Source organism: Acidiferrobacter sp. (assembly GCF_054609335.1).
In genome coordinates this window covers 15,083-36,169 of the sequence record NZ_JBTRWP010000029.1, presented here as the reverse complement: position 1 = coordinate 36,169, position 21,087 = coordinate 15,083, and the positions used below count along the sequence as shown (strand labels likewise).

21 protein-coding genes and 1 pseudogene are annotated in these 21,087 nt (G+C 63.7%); 11 read left to right on the top strand and 11 right to left on the bottom strand.

The window, feature by feature from the left end; genetic code table 11:
* The first annotated feature begins 285 nt into the window (after positions 1–285).
* Complete coding sequence (locus ACYCTF_RS09225) at positions 286–828, top strand: hypothetical protein (RefSeq protein ID WP_461284793.1); 543 nt, start codon at positions 286–288, stop codon at positions 826–828.
* 164 nt (positions 829–992) lie between these two features.
* Positions 993–1,187 (top strand): annotated as a pseudogene (locus tag ACYCTF_RS09220) (nitroreductase family protein); the annotation flags it as partial.
* 1 nt (position 1,188) lies between these two features.
* On the opposite strand, the gene infA reads toward ACYCTF_RS09220, so the two are convergent.
* From infA to ACYCTF_RS09190, 6 genes are all read right to left on the bottom strand, one after another.
* Positions 1,189–1,407 (bottom strand): translation initiation factor IF-1, encoded by a 219-nt coding sequence (gene infA / locus ACYCTF_RS09215; protein WP_065970641.1) that lies wholly within the window; start codon positions 1,405–1,407, stop codon positions 1,189–1,191.
* A gap of 154 nt (positions 1,408–1,561) precedes the next feature.
* Complete coding sequence (locus tag ACYCTF_RS09210) at positions 1,562–2,278, bottom strand: arginyltransferase (protein WP_461283725.1); 717 nt, start codon at positions 2,276–2,278, stop codon at positions 1,562–1,564.
* Positions 2,275–2,967, bottom strand: coding sequence for a leucyl/phenylalanyl-tRNA--protein transferase (aat, locus tag ACYCTF_RS09205; protein ID WP_461283726.1), 693 nt, complete (start codon positions 2,965–2,967; stop codon positions 2,275–2,277). The genes ACYCTF_RS09210 and aat overlap by 4 nt, the downstream gene beginning before the upstream one ends.
* Positions 2,968–3,106: 139 nt before the next feature.
* Entirely contained in the window at positions 3,107–4,255 is a 1,149-nt protein-coding gene (locus tag ACYCTF_RS09200; RefSeq protein ID WP_461283727.1) for a GNAT family N-acetyltransferase, read from the bottom strand.
* Complete coding sequence (locus tag ACYCTF_RS09195) at positions 4,252–5,655, bottom strand: TolC family protein (protein WP_461283728.1); 1,404 nt, start codon at positions 5,653–5,655, stop codon at positions 4,252–4,254. The genes ACYCTF_RS09200 and ACYCTF_RS09195 overlap by 4 nt, the downstream gene beginning before the upstream one ends.
* 96 nt (positions 5,656–5,751) lie before the next feature.
* Positions 5,752–6,624, bottom strand: coding sequence for an efflux RND transporter periplasmic adaptor subunit (locus ACYCTF_RS09190; protein ID WP_461283729.1), 873 nt, complete (start codon positions 6,622–6,624; stop codon positions 5,752–5,754).
* 95 nt (positions 6,625–6,719) lie between these two features.
* Between ACYCTF_RS09190 and sucC the strand changes: the two genes are divergently transcribed.
* The 3 genes from sucC to ACYCTF_RS09175 are packed head-to-tail and all read left to right on the top strand — an operon-like array spanning position 6,720 to position 10,368.
* Positions 6,720–7,886 (top strand): ADP-forming succinate--CoA ligase subunit beta, encoded by a 1,167-nt coding sequence (gene sucC / locus ACYCTF_RS09185; protein ID WP_461283730.1) that lies wholly within the window; start codon positions 6,720–6,722, stop codon positions 7,884–7,886.
* Positions 7,883–8,752 carry a succinate--CoA ligase subunit alpha gene (gene sucD, locus ACYCTF_RS09180; protein ID WP_461283731.1) on the top strand — a complete coding sequence of 290 codons (870 nt, stop codon included), beginning with the start codon at positions 7,883–7,885 and terminating at the stop codon, positions 8,750–8,752. Before sucC ends, sucD begins: the two co-directional genes overlap by 4 nt.
* On the top strand, positions 8,752–10,368 hold the full coding sequence (locus ACYCTF_RS09175) for an NAD+ synthase (protein WP_461283732.1): 1,617 nt from the start codon (positions 8,752–8,754) through the stop codon (positions 10,366–10,368). Before sucD ends, ACYCTF_RS09175 begins: the two co-directional genes overlap by 1 nt.
* Here the strand turns inward: ACYCTF_RS09175 and ACYCTF_RS09170 are convergent.
* Complete coding sequence (locus tag ACYCTF_RS09170; protein WP_461283733.1) at positions 10,347–11,129, bottom strand: outer membrane protein assembly factor BamD; 783 nt, start codon at positions 11,127–11,129, stop codon at positions 10,347–10,349. The genes ACYCTF_RS09175 and ACYCTF_RS09170 overlap by 22 nt on opposite strands.
* A gap of 44 nt (positions 11,130–11,173) precedes the next feature.
* Between ACYCTF_RS09170 and ACYCTF_RS09165 the strand changes: the two genes are divergently transcribed.
* From ACYCTF_RS09165 to ACYCTF_RS09155, 3 genes are read left to right on the top strand one after another with little or no spacing between them, the layout of a single operon-like run.
* Complete coding sequence (locus tag ACYCTF_RS09165; protein ID WP_461283734.1) at positions 11,174–12,106, top strand: RluA family pseudouridine synthase; 933 nt, start codon at positions 11,174–11,176, stop codon at positions 12,104–12,106.
* Positions 12,103–12,822, top strand: a complete 720-nt coding sequence (gene pgeF, locus ACYCTF_RS09160) for a peptidoglycan editing factor PgeF (RefSeq protein WP_461283735.1) — start codon at positions 12,103–12,105, stop codon at positions 12,820–12,822. The genes ACYCTF_RS09165 and pgeF overlap by 4 nt, the downstream gene beginning before the upstream one ends.
* A gap of 43 nt (positions 12,823–12,865) precedes the next feature.
* Entirely contained in the window at positions 12,866–13,429 is a 564-nt protein-coding gene (locus tag ACYCTF_RS09155) for a type 1 glutamine amidotransferase domain-containing protein (RefSeq protein WP_461283736.1), read from the top strand.
* Here ACYCTF_RS09155 and nadC read toward each other — a convergent pair.
* From nadC to egtC, 3 genes are read right to left on the bottom strand one after another with little or no spacing between them, the layout of a single operon-like run.
* Positions 13,426–14,265 (bottom strand): carboxylating nicotinate-nucleotide diphosphorylase, encoded by an 840-nt coding sequence (gene nadC, locus ACYCTF_RS09150; protein WP_461283737.1) that lies wholly within the window; start codon positions 14,263–14,265, stop codon positions 13,426–13,428. The two genes, ACYCTF_RS09155 and nadC, sit on opposite strands and share 4 nt — an antisense overlap.
* Positions 14,238–15,404 (bottom strand): SUMF1/EgtB/PvdO family nonheme iron enzyme, encoded by a 1,167-nt coding sequence (locus ACYCTF_RS09145; RefSeq protein WP_461283738.1) that lies wholly within the window; start codon positions 15,402–15,404, stop codon positions 14,238–14,240. Before ACYCTF_RS09145 ends, nadC begins: the two co-directional genes overlap by 28 nt.
* 4 nt (positions 15,405–15,408) lie before the next feature.
* A complete protein-coding gene (gene egtC, locus ACYCTF_RS09140) occupies positions 15,409–16,182 on the bottom strand; it encodes an ergothioneine biosynthesis protein EgtC (protein WP_461283739.1) in 774 nt (257 codons plus the stop codon).
* A gap of 51 nt (positions 16,183–16,233) precedes the next feature.
* On the opposite strand from egtC, the gene egtD reads away from it, so the two are divergent.
* From egtD to clpB, 3 genes are all read left to right on the top strand, one after another.
* On the top strand, positions 16,234–17,262 hold the full coding sequence (gene egtD, locus ACYCTF_RS09135) for an L-histidine N(alpha)-methyltransferase (RefSeq protein WP_461283740.1): 1,029 nt from the start codon (positions 16,234–16,236) through the stop codon (positions 17,260–17,262).
* A 57-nt stretch (positions 17,263–17,319) separates the two neighbouring features.
* Positions 17,320–17,943, top strand: a complete 624-nt coding sequence (locus ACYCTF_RS09130) for a MarC family protein (protein WP_461283741.1) — start codon at positions 17,320–17,322, stop codon at positions 17,941–17,943.
* 104 nt (positions 17,944–18,047) lie between these two features.
* Positions 18,048–20,648: an ATP-dependent chaperone ClpB gene (gene clpB, locus ACYCTF_RS09125; protein WP_461283742.1), complete on the top strand. Its 2,601-nt coding sequence runs from the start codon at positions 18,048–18,050 to the stop codon at positions 20,646–20,648.
* Here the strand turns inward: clpB and ACYCTF_RS09120 are convergent.
* Positions 20,645–21,079, bottom strand: coding sequence for an acyl-CoA thioesterase (locus ACYCTF_RS09120; RefSeq protein ID WP_461283743.1), 435 nt, complete (start codon positions 21,077–21,079; stop codon positions 20,645–20,647). The genes clpB and ACYCTF_RS09120 overlap by 4 nt on opposite strands.
* Positions 21,080–21,087: the final 8 nt, after the last annotated feature.

Here is a 21,087-nt window from a genome sequence, read left to right as displayed (position 1 = left end):
AACATGATGACTAATCGCCGCCACTGTCACGCGCCAGCCATCACCCAACACGCGCATCAGCATCGGTCTTGTAACCCTAATCGCGCCACCCGTTCCCGATTTCGCTCCCATCATACCCGTCGCTTCCAATGGACCCTGCGGGGCGGCCTTCCGTGCCAATGGAGATGACAAATAGAGGTCAGGATCTGCTACATACTGTGCGCGTTTGATGTCCCTCATATAGGTAATACGCGCGATATTGCAAAGGTAAGATAGCAGATCATTTCTGGTATCGCGAGAATCGCCATGGTCGTCGCAGTTGTTTCTGGTGCAGGACACATCAATAGCCTTTATTTCGCGGACAATGACCCAATAGAGCGAGTCTATTTAGGACGATGGGCGCTCCTCATAGCCGGACTTTCTGGAGAACTCTATTGCCAGGAATGGCGTGCGGGGGTTGATCTCTCGGCGCAGAGGGCGGTGCGGTGCATCGCCCGGATCGGCGAGGCCTACAAGCGGGACAAGAGCAAACGCCCGCATGACCGGCCCGCCGCCGCCATACCCGCCGCCATACCCCGTGAACCGTGCGTCATGAGCCTCAAGGGAAGGGATCGCGTGAGTCTCTTGACGCTTTCGGGTCGGGTCATTGTCCCGTTTATCGTGGGCCGGTACCAGTCCGAGCGGTTCAGTGTCGCCCGGCGGCGGTGGGCGCCTGCACTAGGCTCTATCCGGCGTGTGTATGGAGTCGGTCTGAACCGGTATAATGGGGGGCCGCTCACAATGGTCATTGAACGGGTGTTGCCGGACGATAACGCGAATCGGTACCGTCACAACAGGAGTCGGGCCTAATATCGCCCGACTGGGGTTCAGCGCGATGCGCCTGACAGGACCAACAGCGTGGAGACTCCCACAGACTGAGGCTTGACGCGCCCAGTTCCGCGTTCGGACGCGGGCCGAAAAAAGTCGAGTCAGGCGCCCGTAACAACGAAAAGCCAGGGAAATAATTAACGCCTATGGATGTATACGATGCAGTATTGAGTCGACGAGCAGCACGCCGGTTTGCCGACAAACCGGTATCCAAGGATGAACTCGAACGTACATTCACATCTGCCGCTCGCGCGCCGTCCGGAGCCAACCTCCAACCATGGAATATCTATGTGGTTACCGGCGCGCTGCTGGCGGCGATAAAAAAACGCATCGCGGAACGCTTCAGCGGGCGCGGAAGACGATGCGACCCTTGGTGAGATCGTAAGGCGTAAGCTGTACCGTCACTTTGTCACCAGTGAGGATGCGAATGTAGTTCTTGCGCATCTTGCCGGATATGTGGGCCGTGACGACATGCCCGTTGTCGAGCTTTACACGAAACAAGGTGTTCGGCAGGGTGTCGACAATCGTACCCTCCATTTCTATATGTTCTTCCTTAGACACTCTCACGCTCCCGCAGAAGGCGCTTATGATGCCCGAAGCCCGGGGGCGCGTAAAGACATTTTGGACCTTAGACCGTCCCAGCGCGTCTGGCCGCGCGCTAGAGAGGAGGGTATATGGGGCCGTGGGTGCCAGGCTGCGGCGCGCATACGCGCGGCTACGGCTCGAGGAGCGCGGACCAGCGACCGTTGCGGTAGGCCTCAAGCGGCTTGAAGCGGGTCTTATAGGCCATTTTCTCGCTGTTTTTCACCCAGTACCCGAGATACACGAAGGGTAGACCGCGTCGGCGGGCTTGTGCAACCTGCCAGAGGACGGCGTACGTGCCAAGCCCGCGCTCCAAGAGCAAGGGGTCGTAGAAGGTGTAGACCGCAGAGAGCCCATCTAAGAGCGTGTCGACGACCGCGGTGGCGGCGAGCGCACCGTCGAGACGAAACTCGTAGAATGTGGTGTCGCAGTGACGACCGATCAGGAAACGCAGGTAAGTGGGCGCGTCGGGATTGGCCATGGTACCCCCCGGGTGCCGGGCGTTCTGGTAGCGCAGGAATAACGAAAAGTGCTCGACATCGAAGCGCGCCGGCGTCGCATAAACACGCAGGTCCTGGTTGCGGTCCCAGGTACGTCTCTGGGCGCGATTGGCGACGAAGGCCTCGGTCGGGATGCGCACGGGGACGCAGGCTTGACAGCTTTGGCAGTGCGGCCGATAGATGAGATCGCCGCTGCGGCGAAAGCCGCGGCGGTTGAAGTCACCGAAAAGTTCGGGGGTGACTGGGAAGCGGGGGTCGATAAAGAGCGTACTCGCCGTTTGGGTGGGCAGGTAGCTGCAGGCGTGGGCTGTAGACAGAAAGAGGTGCGGCGCAGTCTTCGCGACGCTCATGGCAAGGTCTCCGATGCAGTCTCCCAGCGTCCGGCCGGGATCGCTTGATCGACCGCGACGCGCAGGTATTGGAGGAAGGTGTGACGAGAGATGTTTCGTGCCCCAAGCGCAGCCATATGGTCCGAAGCGACTTGGCAGTCGATCAAGGAAAAACCGTTCTCGCGCAGCCGGAAGACGAGCTGTGCGAACGCGATCTTCGATGCATAGCTTACCGTGCTGAACATGGATTCCCCAAAGAAGGCGCCGCCCACCGTGACGCCGTAGAGTCCCCCCACCAATACCCCGTCCTGCCAGGCCTCAACGCTGTGGGCATGGCCGCGGCGGAACAAATCTTCATAGGCGGCTGTGATGTCGGACGTAATCCAGGTCCCGTCGGCGTTGGCGCGTGGGGCAGCACAGGCGCGGATCACGGCGGGGAACGCCGTATCGAAAGTAATATCGAAAGCGCGCTTGCGCATGGCTTTGGCGAGACTGCGGTTGATGCGCAGTTCATGGGGCAGAAGGACCATGCGCGGATCGGGGGACCACCACAAGATCGGCGGCTCGTTGTACCAGGGGAAGATCCCTGCTTGGTAGGCGCGCAGCAGACGCGCGGCCGACAGGTCCCCGCCGACTGCAAGGGGGCCATCCGGCGGCGCTTCATCGGCCGGCGGGAACGCCAGGGAATCGCGGGTAAGCCAGGCGATCACACCCGTCTCCGGTATTCGACACGCCAGGACGCCTTCGAATGTGCGGCACCCATCGCTAGCACGGCCCCGAGAGGGCGGCGGGGCAGGGGCGAGACGGAGGCGCGCAGCTGCGGGCGATCCAGGTCTCGGGCAATCGGTGTCATGATGGCTTGCGAAACGGCGTGTGTGCGTTCAATTCGTTCAAGGTGATCTCAAGGCCCGCGTTTTCGCGCGCAAGGTAGTCGTCCACCGCCCTGTGGAATTGCGGATGATCCAGCCAATGCATGGAGTAGGTCGGCGTCGGCAGAAAACCCCGGCTCAATTTGTGTTCCCCTTGGGCGCCGGCCTCGAAGCGATCAAGGCCATGGGCGAGACAATAATCGATCGCCTGGTAGTAACAGGTCTCGAAATGCAGGCCCGGGAGGGCTGCCAAGGCCCCCCAATAGCGGCCGTACAGCGTCGTGGCATCGCGGAAGAAGAGCGCGCCTGCCACGATCTTGGTGTCGAGGGTACCCAAGAGAAGGATGACGCCGGGGACTGTGGCCCCGATACGGGAGAAGAATGCGCGCGTGAGGTAGGGTATCGCGCCATATTTCGCGATCGTGGCCAGGTAGAGATCGTAGAAGGCATCCCAGAGGGCCTCGTTGAGATCGGCTCCTTCGTGGAAGGTGTATTGGACGCCGGCCGAGGCCACCTGGCGGCGTTCGCGCCGGATATTCTTGCGTTTGGGGGCGGACAAGGCCGCTAAGTAATCTGTGAAGTCCGACCAGCCGCCATTTTGCCAATGGAATTGGAATCCGGTGCGTCGGGAGAAGCCCTCCTGCGCAAGATGTTCACTGTCGTCGGTGGTGGTGAAAAGCCAATGTACGGATGACGCCCCGGTGCGTGCCGCGTGCGTGCGCAACGCTCGGGCCGCGGCTTGCGTCAGGGCCGCCTGCCGCGCTGTCTCGCCGCAGAGAAGCCTCGGGCCTGTGATCGGCGTGAAAGGAATCGTGGCGACAAGCTTGGGGTAGTAGCTCAGGCCGGCGTCCTGGTAGGCGCGCGCCCAGGCCCAATCGAAGACGTATTCGCCATAGGAGTGCGACTTGCGGTAGAGCGGTACAAGTGCCGCAAGCTTCGTGCCCTCGCGGACGACCAAAGGTTCAGGGCGCCAACCCGTACCTGCGCCGACCGATCCACTCTCTTCGAGGGCCAGGAGAAATTCGTGACGCAGAAAGGGCTGGGGGCCTGATAACGCGTTCCACATATCCTGCGGCACCTCCGCCACACTGCTGAAAAATGAGCAGCTGATGGCCGCGGAGTCTATCACGGCCGTGTGCCAACTCCCGCCGCCGGGTAGCCGTTGCTCGCCGTGGTTGATACGGATGGCGGCTTTAGGAGCGCATTGAGCCGGTCGATATCGCCAGCCGTCAGATGACTTACCGCCGCCTTCAGTTCGAGTCTACCAAGGAGATAGTCATAGGTCGCACGCGCGACATTCCGCTCGGATCGGTAATAGGCCTGTTCGGCGCGCAGCACGTCAAGGTTGTTGCGTATCCCCACGCGCACGCCGAGGCGCTCGGAGGTAAGAGCCTGGCGCGCAGCGAGTCGGGCGGACTTGAGGGCGCGGATTTCTTCATAACCATTACGCACATTCAAGAAGGCCTGGCGGACATCGAAGCGAACACGGCGCTGGATACGCAAGGCGGCCACGTGCGCATGGAAGGCCGTAGCTGCGGCGTGCGCGCTCTTCGCCGATAGTTCGCCCCCCTGATAGATCGGCAGCTTCAGGTCGAGCCCTATGGTCTTGTCGCGCAGCACGGTCCCGAAACCGAACTCGCCATTGTCGGCCCGGGCATAGTTGTAACTGGCTTGGGCTGTGACGGTGGGGTAACGGGCCGCTGACGCGGCATGGGCGTAGGCGGTCGCAGCCGCAGCCTGCCCGCGCGCGGCTTGCAAGACGAGATTGTCACGCATGGCGCGTGCCTCGTCGGCCACGAGTACGCCCGTGTCTGGGTGTGGGAGCGTATGGTGAAGATCGAGGGACCAAAGGTTATGCACAGGCGCGCCCGTCATCCGTTCGATGCGGGCGCGGGCCAGGCGCACGGCGTTTTTGGCAGCGAGGGTGGTGGCGCGGACTGCCTCGTAACGCGCGTGGGCCTCGTCGGCGTTGGTGATCGGCGCGCGCCCCAGATGAAAACTGCGCATCGCCGAGGCGTACTCAGCGCGCAGCGCACGCGCCTCGGCGCGCCTTAGGTGTAGATCGTCGCGCGCGAGGAGATAGCCGAAGTATTTGGCGCATACGGTGAGGACGAGACGGCTTTTTGCGAGCTTGTAGCGGCTGCGGGCGGCGCGGATGGTGTCACCTGCAGCGTGGTAGGCATAGAGCGCCTGGATGTCGAGCAGAGTCTCGCTTACGGACACCCCGTAGCCATGGGCATTGAACGTGAAGTGGCCGCTTGGGAAGACGAAAGTCGACGAGCCCCCAAGGATTCGGCTCGTGAGGTCGTTGTAGCTTACGTTGGCCCCCGCCGAGACATGGGGCAGAAAGGCGGCGCGCGCCTCGGGGCCTATGGTACGTGCCTCGCGATAGGATGCCCCCGATTGCCGATAGCGCATGTCATGGGTGCGGGCCGCGAGAAAGATGGTTTTCAGGTCGGCGGCCGGCGCTTGTGGGGCGGTCCAGGCAAGCAGCACTGGAATGAGTGCGAGGGTCAGACGGTTTTTCATGATCAGACGAAACCTCCCGTAGCGGATAGTCTGGCGCCATGCGCGCCTAGGATAGCATTCTGGGGCAGGCCAAGGGCCTACGGTGGGTCGCCGTCTTCAGGGCCCCTGCGGCCGCTCTACATGCACCCGCATACCGGAGGTCAAGCGAGTTTGGGCATGGGTCACGATCTCGCTTTGTGCGCGCAGTCCCGCCCGCACGACCACGCCTTGCGGCAGGGTTTGGGCCGTCGTTATGCGCCGCTCCAGCACCTTACCCTTGCGCACCACGAATACGACGGCACCGGGGCTGCGCAAGGAGACGGCACTGCGCGGGATCACGAGCCTTGTATGCGTTGCCGTCACGACGTCGACCCGTAAGGGGCTACCCACGGGAAAGCCGCGGCGCGGCGGCAAATCGATCCACGCATAGATGGCGTTCCCTTTTTTGGGGTGTGTCAGCCGGATGATGGTCGCCTTGAGCGGCGTGCGCGGTGCCAGCGGGCTGTGTACGAACACCCGTTGGCCTTCATGCAAGATCGTCTGCAGGCTGGCGGGGAACGGGGCGCGGGCGGTGCGGATCGAGGCGCCGCCAAGCGCGAACAGCCGCTGTCCGCCGCGTACCCGTTCGCCCACGCTTACGAAGACCCGCGTCACGGTGGCGGCCACGGGCACGCGGATCGCGAGGGGTTTTGGGGGGTTCTGGCGGGTCCCGGTCGGGCGCAGTGTCGCCACGATTTGCCCGCGCGCGACGGCCGATCCCGTCCGTACGGCGATTTCTCTCACGACCGCCGCGCGCGGCGCGATCACGACCGGGCTTGCACCAGGCTCGATGTCCCCTACGGCGCTGCGCATCTTCGCAACCTGGGTCGCCACCGGATACCCGACGTCGACGACCACCGGCGCCCCGGTCGCGGGGGTGTCGTGGCGCGAGCAGGCCGCGAGAAATGCGCCCAGGACCGCAAGCGCGGCGCGGCGTCGAAAGCTGAACACGGGGTACCCTCGTTGAGCGTGCGGCCATGGTAGCGATGGCCCCGGGGCGCTGCAAGATGCGCCGGCACTCTGTGGCATAATAGCGACAGAATTCGATGGTGGAGGAGCTTGCGTTGCGTCTGCATGAATATCAGGCTAAGGCCTTGTTCGCGGCCCACGGGATTGCCACGCCCCCGGGGGTGGTCGTGACGGCGGTGGAGGAGGTCGCGATGGCGCTCGCCACGCTGGCCACGCCGCAGTGTGTGGTGAAGGCGCAGATCCACGCCGGGGCCCGCGGACACGCCGGCGGAGTGCGGGTCGTGGCGGCAAGCGAGGTTGCGGCGCATGCGCAAGCCCTTTTGGGGACGCGGCTTGTGACGCGCCAGACTACGGCCTCTGGTTTGCCGATTGATGCACTATTGATTGAGGCGCCGGTGGCGGCGGCTTCGGAGCTGTATCTGGCATGTGTGTTGGATCGGCGCGCGGGCGCGCGCGTGGTGCTCGCCGGACGCCAGGGTGGCATGGGCGTCGAGGAAGGGGTCCAGCCCGCCTCGCGGGTCATAGACACCCTGCGTGGCTTTTTGCCCTATGAGGGCCGCGGTCTGGCCCGGGAGATTGGGCTTTCGGGTCGCGCGGTCGCGGCCTTTGGGGACGTCGTAACAGCGCTGGTCGCCCTGGCCGTGGAGTGCGACGCGCTCCTGGTGGAGATCAATCCGCTCATGTTGCGAGAAGATGGTCGATTCGTGGCAGGCGACGGCAAGATCGAGATTGACGACAACGCCTTGTTTCGGCAGGCGGCCCTCGAAGACCTGCGGGATCCGCGGCAAAGCGACACCAAGGATGAAGAGGCGCGCGGCCGTGGTCTCCAGTACATCAGTCTCGACGGCGATATCGGTTGTCTCGTCAACGGGGCGGGGCTTGCCATGGCCACTATGGATCTCATTGCCCAGGCCGGCGGGCGCCCGGCGAACTTTCTTGACGTAGGCGGGGGTACGACTGCGCAAAAGGTCGCGGAGGCTCTGCGTTTGCTGGCCCGCGACGCGCGCGTCAAGGTGGTGCTCGTCAATATCTTCGGTGGCATCGTGCGCTGCGACTTGATCGCCGAGGGCGTTTTGTTAGCCGCCTCCGACCTCGGGCGGGCGCTGCCGATCGTGGTGCGACTCGTTGGCACGCGCGAGAAGGAGGGCCGCCAGCTGCTTGCCGAGGGCGGTCTTCTGGGGGACGTTACGCAGGATCTGGAGGAGGCGGCGCAGCTTGCGGTGCGCCGGGCACAAGCGGCATGAGTGTGCTCATCCACAAAGAAACCCGCGTCCTCTGCCAGGGCTTCACTGGCAAGCAGGGGACGTTTCACTGCCAGCAGGCCCTTGACTATGGGACCGACATCGTAGGTGGCGTGACGCCGGGCAAAGGAGGCACGCGACACCTCGATCGGCCGGTGTTCGATACCGTGGCCGAAGCCATGGTTGCTCTACGCCCGGACGCTTCGGTGATCTACGTCCCGGCGCCCATGGCGGCCGACGCCATTCTGGAGGCGGCGGCCGCCGGCATCGGCCTTGTGGTGTGCATCACGGAGGGAATCCCGGCGGCGGATATGTTGCGCGTGAAAGCGCTTCTCCCTGCGACCACGCGCCTTATCGGGCCCAATTGCCCGGGGATCATCACCTCCGGGGAGTGCAAGATCGGGATCATGCCAGGCCCCATCCATAAAGCGGGGATCGTGGGCATCGTGTCGCGTTCCGGTACCTTGACGTACGAAGCGGTGGCGCAGACCACGGCCGAAGGACTCGGGCAGACCACTTGTATCGGCATTGGCGGTGATCCCGTACACGGCCTTGGCTTCATCGATTGTCTCGAGCTTTTCGAGGCTGACCCGGCCACCCGAGGGATCTTGCTGGTGGGCGAGATTGGGGGAGTGGCCGAGGAGGACGCGGCCGATTACATACGCGCTCATGTGAAAAAGCCCGTGGTCGCCTATGTCGCCGGGACGACCGCGCCTCCGGGTCGGCGCATGGGGCACGCCGGGGCGGTGATTGCAGGGGCGCTTGGCACAGCCGAGGCGAAGAAGGCCGCTTTGCGCGCGGCTGGCGTCACGGTAGTCGACTCGCCGGCGCGCCTGGGCCGGGCCCTGGCTGAGCGATTGGCGCGATAATGGTGACATTGGCGCTCTGCCAGATGCGCTGCGAGGTTGGCAATATCGCCGGCAATGCGCGACGCATGGCGGCGTTCGCGTGCGCGGCGCGCGATGAGCACAAGGCGCATCTGATCGCGTTTCCGGAACTCGCGCTGACCGGGTACCCGCCGGAGGATCTGCTGCTGCGCGGCGATTTCGTGGCCCGCGCGCGCTCGACCGCCTTGGAGCTTGCGGCGCTCTGTCCGGGGATCGATATGCTGGTGGGGCTCCCTTGGGCCGAAGACGGGAGACTGTATAACGCCGTCGCGTGGGTTCATGATGGGGTGATCGCCGGCCTCTACCGCAAGCAGGTGTTGCCGAACTACGGCGTATTCGACGAGCGGCGCTACTTCGCGACCGGCAATAGGCCGCTCGTAGGTACCGTCAATGGTACTGAGATCGGCGTCACTATCTGTGAGGATTTATGGGAGCCGGGGCCCATCGGTGACACCGCGGCGGCGGGTGCGCAGATCGTCGTCAACGTCAATGCCTCACCCTACCATCGCGACAAGGATAGACTCCGCCTGCAGGTGGCCGCCGGCCGCGCCATCGAGGGCGGCGTGGCACTTGCCTACGTGAACATGGTGGGCGGACAGGACGAACTCGTCTTCGACGGGATGTCGTTCGTCGTCGATGGGACAGGTAAGACCCAGGCCTGCGCCGCGGGTTTCGTCGAAGAACTCTTGATCGCCCATTTCGATGCTGCCGGTCGCCCCCAGGGCGGGGTTTGCGCGCCGTGGCCATCGGGCGAGGAGGCGCTGTACGAGGCCTTGAAGCTGGGCCTTTCCGACTACGTCGGGCGTAACGGGTTCGAGACTGTGGTGTTGGGGCTCTCGGGCGGTATCGATTCGGCACTGACGCTGGCCTTGTGCCATGACGCCTTGCCGCACGTGGCGCTGCGGCCTGTCATGATGCCGTCACGCTATACGCACGCGATGAGCGTCGAGGATGCGCACGCGCAGGCAAAGGCGCTTGGTCTTGCGCTTTCGGTCGTCCCGATCGATACCCTCTACGACGAGTTCGCAGCGACCCTTGAATTACTCTGGCAAGGCCCCGGCCGATCCTTGGCCGCGGAGAATCTCCAGGCGCGGATCCGGGGCACCTTGCTTATGACGATCGCCAATGCCCATCGGGGTCTCGTGGTCGTGACCAGCAATAAAAGCGAACTTGCGGTCGGGTACACGACGCTCTATGGGGACATGGCGGGCGGCTATGCCCCGCTGAAGGACGTCTTCAAGACCGACGTCTATGCCTTGGCGCGTTATCGGAATCGGCAAGGCGCAGTCATCCCTTTGCGCGTCATCGAGCGTGCCCCGAGCGCGGAACTACGCCTGGATCAAAAAGACAGCGACAGTCTCCCGGTCTATGACGTGCTGGATGCGGTACTCAGGCGTTACGTCGAGCAGGATTGGGGCGCCGATGAGCTCATCGCCGCCGGATTCGATAAACGGCTGGTCGATGAGATCTTGCGCTTGGTGCGCGGCGCCGAGCACAAGCGCAAGCAGGCACCCTTGGGCACGCGCGTAACGGCACGCGCCTTTGGGCGCGACTGGCGCTATCCCGTGACGGTCTCCTACGAGCCGCCAAGCACGTGAGCGCGCCGCAAGCGCTTGAGGTAGGGGCTTTGGGGGAAGTTGCGCGCCAGGATGCGCGCTGTGTCGCGGCTCAAATTCACCATGCCCATGCGTTCGTAGGCCATGGCCATAAGGCCCAGGGCGTCGGCGACCGCAGGGGTCCGCGGATAGTGCTCGATGACGCGCTTGCAGCGGTTGGCGGTCGCGACATAGGCGCCATGAATGTAATAGTAGCGGGCGACCGCGATATTGTTGCGGGCAAGGATGTCGGTGAGATAGTTCGCCCGCTCTGCTGAGTCGGCGGCGTACTGGCTGTGCGGGTACTTCTTTATGACCGTCTCGAAGGCCCTAAGCGCCGCACGGAGCGAGGTGGTATCGCGGCCCTGTAGCTGGTTCACGCCAAAGGCGCGTTCAATTATGCTTCTATTTTTATTGAAATTGACCAGCCCTTGGAGGTAGTAGGCATAGGCTACGCGCGGGTCGGTCGGGTGGAGGCGTATAAAGCGCTTGGTGGCCGCGATGGCGGCATCGGACTCGCCGGACTTGTAATAAGCGTAGGCCACGACGATCTCGGCTTGCGCCGCGTAGCGTCCGTACGGATAGCTTGCCTCGAGCTCCTCGAGCAGGCGCACCGCATGGTGATAATTCCCGGCTTTGAGGGAGCTTACCGCGCTAGCGTAGAATCGCTGGGCCGGCCAGTGATGGGTCTTGTGATGGTCGCGGCCGCAGGCCGTGAGACCCGCAAGGGCGAAAACGAGAAAAACGCGGGACAGGGGACGCATGCCTACCTCTCTAATATGCCGATGCAAGCTTAACCGGATTTGGCGTGAGCGGAAAGGGTTTGGAAGACGAGCTTAAGTTTTGTCTGGAGATGTCGGGTGCGGAACAGGGGCTCAGGCTCGATCGGGCGCTGGCGCGCCGACTACCGCAATTCTCGCGTACGACGCTTCAGGGCTGGCTGCGCGAGGGGCGTATTACCATCGACGCCAAGTCCGTGGCCGCCACGGCATTGGTGCGCGGCGGCGAGCTGGTGCAGTTCGATCTGCCGCAGCCTAGATCCGCCGATGTCGCCGCCGAGAACATCCCGCTCCACGTGATTTTTGAAGACGAGACGCTGATCGTGATCGACAAGCCCGCCGGGCTCGTCGTGCATCCGGGGGCAGGCTGCACGCAGGGTACCCTGCAAAATGCGCTCTTGCATCATGCCCCGGAATTGGCGCCGCTTGCGCGTTCGGGGATCGTGCACCGTCTGGATAAGGACACCTCGGGTGCCCTGGTCGTGGCCCGTACTGAGGCCGCCCGCCTGTCGCTGATCGGTCAGCTGAAGACCCACGAGATGGGTCGTGAGTACGAGGCGCTCGTGATCGGCAGTCCGCCCGCAAAGGGCACGGTGGACGCCCCCATAGGGCGCGACATTCGCCATAGGACCCGCATGAGTGTGCGTAGCGGCGGGCGGCCGGCGCGCTCCGATTTCGCGGTCATGGAGCGCCTGGGCCCCTACAGCTTGGTCAAGGTCAGGCTCCATTCCGGCCGCACCCACCAGATCCGTGTGCATATGGCGCACCTGGGTTTTCCGCTCGTGGGCGATGAGACTTATGGCGGCGGTCGCACCCGACATATCCTTGCGCGCCAGGCCCTGCATGCGCGTAGGCTCTCCCTGCGGCACCCGAAGACCGGCGAGCCCATGACATTTGAGGCGCCACGGCCGGCCGATTTCACACAAGCGCTTAGCGCTCTGCGAGAGGAGTTTGGGACATGATACGCATCCTGCCCGCGGCGTGGCCTGTGCTCGGCGTGCGCGCCTTCACCACCCTGCGGACGGGCGGGACCAGTATGGGTCCGTACGCATCTTTGAATCTCGCCTCCCATGTGGGCGACGTGCCGCAAGATGTGGCGGCCAATCGCATCGCGCTCCAGCGGGAAATGGGGATCGAGGGAACGCCGCTTTGGTTGAATCAGGTTCATGGGCGGGCCATCGTTGATGCCGGGGCGCCTTTTGCGGCGCCGCCTGAGGCCGATGGCAGCTTTACGACGCGCCCAGGCGTCGTGTGCGCGGTGCTCACCGCCGATTGCTTGCCGATCGTACTCGCCGATCGTAGGGGACGGTGCGTGGCCGTCGTCCATGCCGGTTGGCGGGGATTGGCGGCGGGTGTGATCGAGGCCGGGGTCGCACGCTTGCCCGTGCCGCCCTCGCAGCTTGTGGCGTGGCTCGGGCCGGCCATAGGCCCTGCCGACTACGAGGTCGCAGACGAGGTCCGGCGCGCCTTCGGGCGCGAGGCGCGCGCGGCCTTCACACCGAACACGTCGGGCCGTTATTACGCGGACCTCTACGCGCTCGCACGCCTTAGACTGAAGGCTATGGGCATCGAGGCCGTCTACGGAGGAGGCCAGAGCAGCTTTTCGGATCCCGATCTCTTTTCCTACCGCAGGACACCGGTCTGCGGGCGGATGGCGACGTTGGCTTGGATTGCGTAATACTCGCAAGCCCATAGCGACAAGACTCTAAGGAGACGACACCATGGCGAAGAGCCTGCAAGGCAAGCGCGTGGCCATGCTTTTGACCGACGGGGTCGAGCAGGTCGAGTACGAGAAGCCGCGCAAGTACCTCGAAGAACGTGGCGCCGCGGTGGATCTCATCGCTCCCAAGAAGCGCGGCGAGAAAGTGCTGGGTTTCAATCATTTGACCCCGGGCACGCAGTTTACGGTGGACAAGGCGGTCGAGGATGCGCGCCCCGAGGACTATGATGCGCTCGTGCTGCCAGGTGGCGTCGCCAATCCCGATCAATTGCGTCTGAGCGCCCGAGCCATTGAGTTCGTGAGCCGTTTCGCACAGACCGGTCATCCGGTGGCTGCTATCTGTCACGGCCCGTGGCTTTTGATCAATGCCGGCCTCGTCTCAGGGCGGCATTTCACGAGCTGGCCGAGTCTGGAGGTGGATTTGAAGAACGCCGGAGGCCTTTGGACGGACGAGCCTGTGGTGGTCGACGGCCGCTTCATCTCAAGCCGCAAGCCGGATGACATACCTGTGTTCAACGAACAGATTGAGAAGGCGCTCTTAAGGCCGCAGACAGCCCGCGCTTAGCTCAGAGAAAACCGCAAGGAGAGGTCGAGGGCGCGCACGGACTTGGTCAGTTCTCCCACCGAAAGAAAGTCGACGCCGGTCTCGGCATAAATGCGCGCGTTGGAAAGCGTGATGCCGCCGGAGGCCTCGAGCAGGGCGCGTCCAGCCGTTTGTGCAACGGCCTGGCGCAGATCGGCTGGCGCGAAGTTATCGAGGAGGACCCGCGGCGCCCCTGCCCGAAGCGCATCCTCAAGCTGCCCCAAGGTCTCGACTTCGATCTCGACCATGCGGCCGGCAGCAAGCTCGAGAGCCTGCACCAAGGCCGCGGCTATCGACCCCGCCGCCGCGATATGGTTCTCCTTGACGAGTATGCCGTCGTAGAGGCCCACGCGATGGTTGGCGCAGCCGCCGCAGCGGACCGCGTATTTTTGGGCAAGCCTGAGGCCGGGCAGGGTCTTTCTGGTGTCGAGGATCTGCGCCTTAGTATGCGCCACCGCGTCTGCGTAACGTCGCGCGAGGGTAGCGGTTCCCGACAGGGTCTGCAGGAAATTGATCGCGGTACGCTCGCCGGTCAGCAAGGCCCGCGCCGGGCCTTCGATCTCGCAGAGCCCGGCACCGGCCACCATGCGGTCCCCGTCCTGCGCTTGCCAGGTGACGCGTACCGCCGGATCGAGTTGCGCGAACACCTCGTCGAACCACGCGCGTCCGCATAGCACGCCCTCCTCGCGGGTGCGCAAGACCGCACGCGCAGGGCGCGCAGGCACGAGCAGGGCGGTGAGATCCCCGGACCCCACATCTTCTTCAAGAGCGATCCTTACTTGGTTTACGATCAGTGTGTGGGGCGTGAGAGATGACACAGGCGTACTCCAGAAAAAATGTGGCGTTTGTCGGCGACGTGGAAATTCCGGAACGAGGCGCGCCGGGTTGCATCTGCGCTGTAGACGCTCGCGCCGCGCAAGGTTGTATGGGCTCCATCAAACCAGGGCATGGAGTAGCCACGATACGGAAACGCGCGAAATCCGGCATAGGGATAGAAGCGGTTCTCGCACCACTCCCAGGCAGAGCCCACCTCCAGGAGGAGCCCGTCGCGCATGGCGAGCTCCCATTCGGCTTCGTGCGGCAATCGCGCATGTGCGTAGCGGGCGAAGGCGCGCGCCTCGTAGGCGCACAGGCCCGAGACCGGCGCATCCGATATCAATTCTATGGGGCCGGCAATATCTACGCCATACCATCGCTCGTCGCAGTTACGGCGCCAATGCCATGGCGCTTCGGCGCCTGCATGATCGCGCCAATGGCGGCCTTCATGCGTCCAGTAGCGGTTATTGCGGTAACCGTCATCCTCCATGAATCGAAGGTAGGCGGCATTCGAGACCGGGCGCTCGGCGATGGCAAACGCAGGCAGATGCACATCGTGGCTTGGGCGCTCATTGTCGTAGCTATCGGGTCTGTCGTCACCGATGCGACCATGGCCGCCGGTCCAGGCGCGATAACAGAACGTCAGTGGCGCTGATCTCAGGGTCTGTGCGGGACGGAACGTGCCTGTATCCCTGTCGAGCGCGCGTGCCACGAGCGCCTGATGCATAGTTTCCAGGTGTTGACCGTGGTGCTGAATCAGAAAGCGCAGCAAGAAGTCGCGAGCAAGCAGCGGGTGGTCGGGGCGCGCGGACTCGGCGCTCGCCAGGAGTTCTGGGAAGCGCCCCTGCCAATCGTCCCAGTCGCGAGCAAGGACGTCGAACGTCGGGACGCGCGCTGCGCGCTCGGCCTTGCGCAGTCCGTCCGGCCGAAAGAGCTGTGCGCGGGTGTCGTCGTGCGCAAGGCCCGCGAGCCGCTCCCCGGCCCACTGCTGTTCGATGTACAGCATATGCCCGAGATGCCAGAGCAGGGGGCTCAAATCCTTGTGGAGCATACGACGGCGATCGGCCGGCGGGACCGATTGCGCGAGAATGCGGGCTGCGTCCCGGGTTTTTTGGAGGGTGGCGTAGAGCGAGGCGTCCATAAGCTTATAACGATATGAGTTGGGCGGGTTTATCGCCATCGACGGTGAGGATATGATGCTCGGGAACCGTTTGCCAATACGGCCCCTCCGTCAAGGGTTCCGATGCGATCAAGGCGGCACCCGGATACTCTTCGTCGTCGGTCGTGAAGTAGAGGCTGGGCGACAGGGCGCCCATGGCATGGCGCAGGGCGTGGATGCGTTCGCCGTCGGTCACCACGACATTGAGGAGGCCGCGTTCCACGCCGAACTCATCGAACAGTTTCCGCGCGGTCTCGCGCAGGGCCTCCGGGACGTCGAAATCGGCGGTGATGAGGGTTTGGCGCAGGAGCGCGAAGAGGTATTCCGAATCCGTCGTGCCTTCGATGGAGCACTCTATGTCATGCGAAAAGGTCCGGCGCAGGCGCGCGCGTATCGCGGGAAAGTCGGCCAAATAGCCGTTGTGGAGGAACAACAGGCCGTCGGCGGCGTAGGGCTGGGTGTTGGCCGGGTGATTGGCGAGCCCGGCCGTGGCGCTGCGGACGTTCGCAACCCATAAGGGGGCGTGAATATGCTGCGCGAGCGTGGGCAGGTTGTGGTCGGCCCAGATCGGGGTGCTGTAGGTCAGGCGCGCAAGCGCCCCGTCGTCCGCGCGCCAGCCGATGCCGTAGCCATCGGCATTGACGTGCCCGTCGCGCATCTCGCGGGGTGCGTAGGATTGTTGGGTCAGTCCATGTCGGGGCGCTAGGAGAAACCGCGCGAGCGATATAGAAGGTCCGAGGTAGGCTGCCAGGCGACACATAGCCCGCATTCTACGGCAAGGGAGCGTTCGGTTGTATCACTAGGAGGTGTCATGGAACAGAATACGCGAGCAGTCGATGGACTGGGCGTTCGGCCGGGGACCCGCGACAAGACCGGATTCGCGCTCGTGCGTCTGCCAGGATCGTCGCGGTCGTCGGGGCTTGATCGGGACGTGCGCCGAGGGTTTGCCGGACCACGCAAGCACTTGCCCCCGAAATACTTTTACGACGCCCGCGGGTCTTTGCTCTTCGAACGGATCTGCGGTACCCCGGAGTACTACCCGACACGCACTGAGTCGGCGCTGCTTGCGCGCCATGCGCGCGGGATCCTCGATCAGGTGGCCCCCGGGACTCTGGTGGAGATCGGCAGCGGATCCTCAGAGAAGACCGATCACTTCTTCGCGGCGTGCGAACAGCTGGGTTTCTGCGTCCGGTACCAGCCATTCGATGTGTGCGACGAGGCCTTGCGCGCGGCGGCGGCACGTCTTCGATCGCGCTATGCGTGGCTCGACATGGAGCTTTTGGTGGGTGACTACGCGGTCGACCTGCCGGCGCTCCCGTACTCAGAGGGGCCGCGCCTTTTTCTGTTCCTCGGGGGCACCATAGGGAATCTGAACCATGACGAGGCCTTGACCTTCCTCGCGGCCTTGCGCGGCGCCATGTGCCCCGAGGATTTTCTCTTGCTGGGCTTCGATCGCATCAAAGAAAAGCACGTCCTAGACGCCGCCTACAATGATGCGGCCGGCTACACCGCGCAATTCAATTTGAATCTGCTCAAGGTCTTGAATACCCGCCTGGATGCCGATTTCGATAAGCACCGCTTTGCGCACGTAGCCTTTTTCAACGAGGACGAGGGACAAATCGAGATGCATTTGCAGGCGCAGTGCACACACGAAGTGTCCATGTCGCGCATCGGCCTTGTCACGCGCTTCGTGGAAGGCGAGACTATACTCACCGAGATCAGCCGTAAGTTCACGCCTGAGGGTATGAAGGCGCTCGTGGAGGCGGCGGGTTTCCGGTGGCGCCGCCATGAAGAGGCGGACAATGGTTATTTTTCGCTCGCGCTCGTAACGCCCACCTGAACCGCCCGCCGGTCCGGGGAGGCTATAAGAAGCCGGACATAACGCAGGGAGGACACCGTGCTCAAGGACTTGGTGGGTGTGTTTGCGATTTTGAACCCCTTGGGTGCGATACCGCTCTTTCTTACGCTCACCGCCGGTCGATCGCGCAAGGAGATGCGGCGCATCGCCGCCAAGACCGCGTCGGCGGTGGCCGCCATCCTCATGGTCGCCGTCTGGTCGGGGCAGCGCCTGCTCGAAATCTTCGGTATCGGTGTGCCCGCGTTTCGCATCGCGGGGGGACTTTTGGTCCTCTTGATCGCCATCGCCATGTTCCACGCCAAATCCACGCCCGCCCGCCATACGCGCGAGGAGGATGCGGAGGCCGAATCCAAAGAGGATATCGCGGTGGTCCCCCTGGCGATCCCTCTGCTCGCCGGGCCCGGGGCCATCAGTCTCGTCATCGTCGACGCTCAGAAGGCGCATGGTCTGGGCGCGGAGTTGGGCTTGAGCGTCGGCATTCTGGTCGTGGGCATCGTGGTCTGGCTGGTTCTGCGTCTGGCCGAACCCATAGGCGTGCGTCTGGGGACGGCGGGTCTCAATATCGCCACGCGTGTCATGGGGCTGATCCTTGCGGCGATGGCCGTGCAGTTCATGGCCGTGGGGCTTACGGCCCTCTTGCCGGGCCTCGGCCGCGCCTCTTAGGGTCCCGCTGCACGCTTTTTTTGCCGAGGCCGCTACGGGCAGCGGCTTGAAACTCCCTCAAAGACCCCCCATTTCTTAGGGCGGATAGAGAGAGGATCGCGGCAATGCGGATGGACAAGCTTACCAATCGGTTTCAACAAGCGCTGGGCGAGGCGCAATCGCTTGCAGTCGGTCGGGACCACCAATTCATCGAGCCCGCCCATCTGCTTGCGGCCTTGCTCGATCAGGAAGGCGGCGTGCGCCCTCTGCTCGCGAAGGCGGGGGTCGCCGTCGATGCCTTGCGCACGCGCCTGGATGGCCTTCTTGACCGGTTGCCGAGTGTCGAAGGCTCGGGCGGCGAGCTGCATATCAGCAACGATCTGTCACGGCTTTTGAATGTCACCGATAAGTACGCCCAGAAGCGCGGTGATCAATACATCGCAAGCGAGCTCTTTTTGCTTGCGGCGCTTGAGGACAAGGGCGATACGGGCCAGATTTTGCGCGAGGTTGGGGCGTCCCGGCAGGCCCTCGAGCAGGCCATAGAGGAATGGCGCGGCGGGGGCAAGGTGGAGGATCAGAATGCCGAGCAGCAACGCGGGGCGCTCGACCGCTACACCGTGGATCTCACCGAGCGGGCCGCTCAAGGCAAGCTTGATCCTGTCATCGGGCGCGACGACGAAATCCGTCGGGCAGTGCAGGTCCTACAAAGGCGCACCAAGAATAACCCGGTATTGATTGGTGAGCCCGGCGTCGGCAAAACGGCGATTGTCGAAGGGCTCGCCCAACGCATAGTGAACGGCGAGGTGCCCGAGGGTCTGCGGGGCCGCCGGCTGCTTGCGCTGGACTTGGGTGCGCTTATCGCCGGGGCCAAGTTCCGCGGTGAGTTTGAGGAGCGGCTGAAGGCGGTCTTGAAGGATCTCGGGAAGCAGGAAGGGCGCGTCATTCTCTTTATCGACGAGATCCATACCATGGTGGGGGCGGGCAAGGCTGAGGGGGCGATGGATGCGGGGAATATGCTCAAGCCCGCGCTCGCGCGCGGCGAACTCCACGCCATCGGTGCCACGACCCTGGATGAGTACCGCCAGTACATAGAAAAGGATGCTGCGCTCGAGCGGCGCTTTCAAAAGGTCCTGGTAGATGAGCCTTCGGTCGAGGATACGATCGCGATCCTGAGGGGCCTGAAGGAGAAGTACGAGGTGCACCACGGGGTTGATATCTCAGATCCGGCGCTCGTGGCGGCCGCTACGCTTGCGCATCGCTACATTACTGACCGGCAATTGCCGGACAAGGCGATCGATCTGGTCGACGAGGCCGCAGCGCGCATCCGCATGGAGATCGATTCCCGACCCGAATCCATGGACCGACTGGATCGGCGTTTGATCCAGCTCAAGATCGAAAGAGTGGCGTTGCAGAAGGAGGCCGACGAGGCCTCCCGCAAGCGCTTGGCGGTGCTCGAAGAGGAGATCGGCCGGCTCGAGCGTGAGTACGCGGATCTCGAGGAGGTCTGGCGCTCCGAAAAGGCGGCGCTGCAAGGAGAACAGCATATCAAGGAGGAATTGGATCGGGCCCGTGTCGAGATGGAGAGCGCACGGCGTGCCAGCGATTTCGCGCGTATGTCGGAACTCCAGTACGGTCGCATTCCAGAGCTCGAGCAGCAGCTGGCGGCGCGCGGCAAGCCGATGCGCACCAAGCTTCTGCGTAAGGAGGTGGGCGAGGAGGAGATCGCGGAAGTGGTGTCGCGTTCAACCGGCATCCCGGTCTCGCGGATGATGGAAGGGGAGCGGGAGAAGCTCTTGCGCATGGAAGATGACCTCCATAAGCGCGTGGTCGGTCAGCGCGAGGCGGTCGCCGCGGTGGCCAACGCTATACGTCGCTCACGCGCCGGGCTTTCCGATCCGAACCGGCCAAACGGTTCTTTTTTGTTCCTGGGCCCCACGGGTGTTGGCAAGACCGAACTGTGTCGGGCGCTTGCGTCCTTCCTGTTCGATGCCGATGAGGCCATGGTGCGGATCGATATGTCGGAGTTCATGGAAAAGCATGCGGTGGCGCGCCTCATCGGAGCGCCCCCGGGTTATGTGGGCTATGAGCAAGGCGGTTATCTCACGGAGGCGGTGCGCCGACGCCCCTACTCGGTCGTGCTGTTGGATGAAGTGGAGAAGGCCCATCCCGATGTCTTCAATGTGCTCTTACAGGTGCTAGACGACGGGCGTCTGACCGACGGACAGGGGCGCACCGTGGATTTCCGCAACACCATCATCGTGATGACCTCCAATCTCGGCTCGCAGGTCATCCAGGACTTGGCCGGAGAAGCCAACTATGGACGCATGAAGGAGGCGGTGATGGAGATCGTAGGCCAGCACTTCAGGCCCGAATTCATCAACCGCGTCGATGACATCGTGGTGTTCCATCCGCTCGGGCGTGAGGATCTGCGGCGTATCACCACCATCCAGCTTGGCTATCTCGTCGATCGGCTGCGTTCGCGCGACCTCGGTCTCGTACTTTCCGACGAGGCCGTCGATAGGCTCGCGGAGGCCGGGTTCGATCCGGTCTACGGCGCGCGGCCCCTGAAGCGGGCGGTGCAGCAGTATCTCGAGAACCCGCTCGCGCAGGAGATACTGAAGGGGCGCTTTGGACCCGGGGATGTGATCGAGGTCGGCACGCGCGCCGGGGACTTCGTGTTCGAGGCCCACCACACCGAGCCGGACGGACAGGCGCACAGCTCCTAGACACGATCCCCGTAGTCGGGGTCCTGAAGAGGCACCGGTCGGGGCTTACGGTCCGGCCCCATGGCCACATAGGTCAAGGTCGCCTCTGTGACTCGTACCCTCTGGGCATGGGTATCATTACTGAAACGTTCGGCATAGACGGTGACGTCGACTGTGATCGAGGTCGTCCCGACCCGCACGACGCGGGCATAAAGGCTGACTAGGTCGCCGACGAACACGGGCTTGTGGAACTGCACGGCGTTGACCGCCACGGTGATCACGCGCCCGTGGGCACGGCGATGGGCGACTACGCTTCCGGCGATGTCGATCTGGGATAATATCCAGCCCCCGAAAATGTCGCCGGCGACATTGGTGTCCGCGGGCATCGGGACTACGCGCAGGGTGGGAGATTGGGTCTGGTTGTCGTCGGAGATGGGATCTTCTGGCGTCATGGGTCGAT